This is a genomic window from Mycolicibacter senuensis, assembly GCF_003284925.1.
Classification (GTDB): Bacteria; Actinomycetota; Actinomycetes; order Mycobacteriales; family Mycobacteriaceae; genus Mycobacterium; species Mycobacterium algericum_A.
The window spans coordinates 1-2156 of the sequence record NZ_QMEX01000270.1 but is presented as its reverse complement, the minus strand read 5'-3'; the positions used below and the strand labels follow the sequence as shown (position 1 = coordinate 2156).

The following is a 2156-nucleotide window of genomic DNA, read 5'->3' as shown; positions in this document are numbered from 1 at the left end:
GCGAAGCCGTCGTGCAGCACGAACGCCACCCGTTGATCCGGGGTCAGCCGCTCCAGCACCACCATCGCGGCGAACCGGGCGTCCTCGCCGGCCACCACCGCCGACAACGGCTCGTCGACGCCGGTCACCACCGGCTCCGGAAGCCATTCGCCCACATAGGTTTCGCGGCGCCGCGGCGCCGAGCGCAGCCGGTCCAGGCCGAGCCGGCTCACCACCGTCGTCAGCCATGCCCGCAGGTCGACGATCTCGTCGCGCTCGGCGGCATCGAAACGCAGCCAGGCGTCCTGCACGATGTCTTCGGCGTCGGCGAACATCCCGGTGAGCCGGTAGGCCACCGCCAGCAGGTGAGGCCGCAACGCCTCGAAGTCGTCCACCGCCGTCGTCATCGCAACCCAGCCTAGGCGCGCGGATTCCTCACTGCGGCCGGTTGGCGCCCGGCCACAGGCCGACCAGCGCGATCACGCAGACCGCCAGCATCGCCACGGTCAAGCTGTACAGACCGGCGTCGACGAGATTCTCCTGCCACGCGGTGCCATGGTGACCGGCGCCCACGATCGGAGTCGTCCGGCCGGTGCCGAACATCGCTGCGGCCAGGGTGGTAGCCCAATTGGTATAGGTGCCGTAGAGCACCAACCAGAACAGCGCCGTCAGCCAGCGCGCCGAGAGCCGCAAGCGGCCCCACAACAGACCGAGCACCACGAGGAACACGCCGTTCATCACGCCTTCCAGGTGCGCGGACAACCCCATGCGGGGATTGTTCATCGGCCCGGTCACCAAACCGGTGAGCAAACCCAGCAGGAACAGCAACACGCCGAACCACAGCAGGAGCCGGCCCTTGTCGACATGTCTCATCGGCCCTCCTCGCATCAGCCGCCAACCACGACATTATTCCGTCGGGCGCATTGCCAACCGGATTGGCGGAGGCCGCCTTAATGTCATCGACATGAGCCCCAAGCCGCGCATCTCCCCCGTCCGCTGGCGGCCCCCGCCGTCGCGCCCGCTGCCCCCGCCCGACCCGATGCCGAAGCTGACCGTCGTCGAGATCCCCGGTACCGCCGCCGAAGACGTCGTCGTCGACGCCGACGGCGCCATCTGGACCGGTGTCGAGGACGGCCGCATCATCGCGGTCGGTCCCGGCGCCGCCGCGCCGCGGGTGATGACCGACACCGGCGGGCGCCCGCTCGGGCTGGCCTTCACCCGCGATCACCGGCTGCTGATCTGCGACAGCCACCGCGGCCTGCTGCGCTTCGACCCGAAATCCGGGCAACTGGAAACCCTGGTCAGCCATGTGGCCGGCCGGCCGCTGACGTTCTGTTCGAATGCGGTCGAAGCATCCGACGGCACCATCTACTTCACCGAATCCACCGACCGGTTCCGCTACGAGTACTACAAGGCCTCGGTGATCGAGGCCCGCGCCAGCGGCTCGCTGCTGCGGCGCACCCCCGACGGCGCGACGACGGTGCTGGCGTCGGGCCTGCACTTCGCCAACGGGGTGACGCTGACCGCCGACGAATCGGCGGTGGTGTTCGCCGAGAGCACCGGGTGCCGGTTGTCCAAGTACTGGCTGACCGGGCCGCGAGCCGGTTCGATCACCGGGCTGGTGAGCGAGTTGCCCGGCCATCCGGACAACATCTCCACCGGGCGGGACGGCCGGATCTGGGTGGCGATGGTCTCGGATCGCAACGCGCTGTCGGAGTGGCTCTCGCCGCGCGCGCCGGTGCTGCGCACCCTGCTGTGGCGGTTGGTGCCGTATCGCTGGCTGCCGGACACCAAGTCCGGGGCGTGGGTCATCGGCTTCGACGCCGACGACGGCCGGGTGCTCAGCCAGTTCCGCAGCACCGATCCGGCGTTCGGGCTGGCCACCGGGGTGGTCGAAGCCGGCGATCGGCTGTGGCTGGGCCGGATCAACGGGCCGGGCCTGGCGTATTTTCAGTTGTAACTTCCGCACCACCAGTCACAGCGTGGCTCCCGCGGTTCGCGGCGCGGTTCGCCTACCCTGCACACACCATGACTTTTGCGCGTTCGGTATCAGCCCTGGTCGCGGTGGGTTTTCTCACCGCCGCCGCACCCCTGGCCGCCCCCGCCGCGATGGCCGACCCCACCCCCGGACTCAACGCGGGAACCGCCGGCTGCCCCTACCAGGTGAGCACCCCGCC

Annotated in this window: 3 protein-coding genes; 1 reads left to right on the top strand and 2 read right to left on the bottom strand. The window is 69.9% G+C overall.

Going from position 1 to position 2156, the window contains the following annotated elements:
- On the bottom strand, positions 1-386 hold a 386-nt coding region (locus tag DQP56_RS23985), incomplete at its 3' end, for a sigma factor (protein WP_286167813.1).
- 28 nt (positions 387-414) lie between these two features.
- On the bottom strand, positions 415-852 hold the full coding sequence (locus tag DQP56_RS23980; RefSeq protein WP_112689568.1) for a styrene oxide isomerase: 438 nt from the start codon (positions 850-852) through the stop codon (positions 415-417).
- 91 nt (positions 853-943) lie between these two features.
- Here DQP56_RS23980 and DQP56_RS23975 point away from each other — a divergent pair, with 91 nt between their 5' ends.
- Positions 944-1939 (top strand): SMP-30/gluconolactonase/LRE family protein, encoded by a 996-nt coding sequence (locus DQP56_RS23975; RefSeq protein WP_205868972.1) that lies wholly within the window; start codon positions 944-946, stop codon positions 1937-1939.
- Positions 1940-2156: the final 217 nt, after the last annotated feature.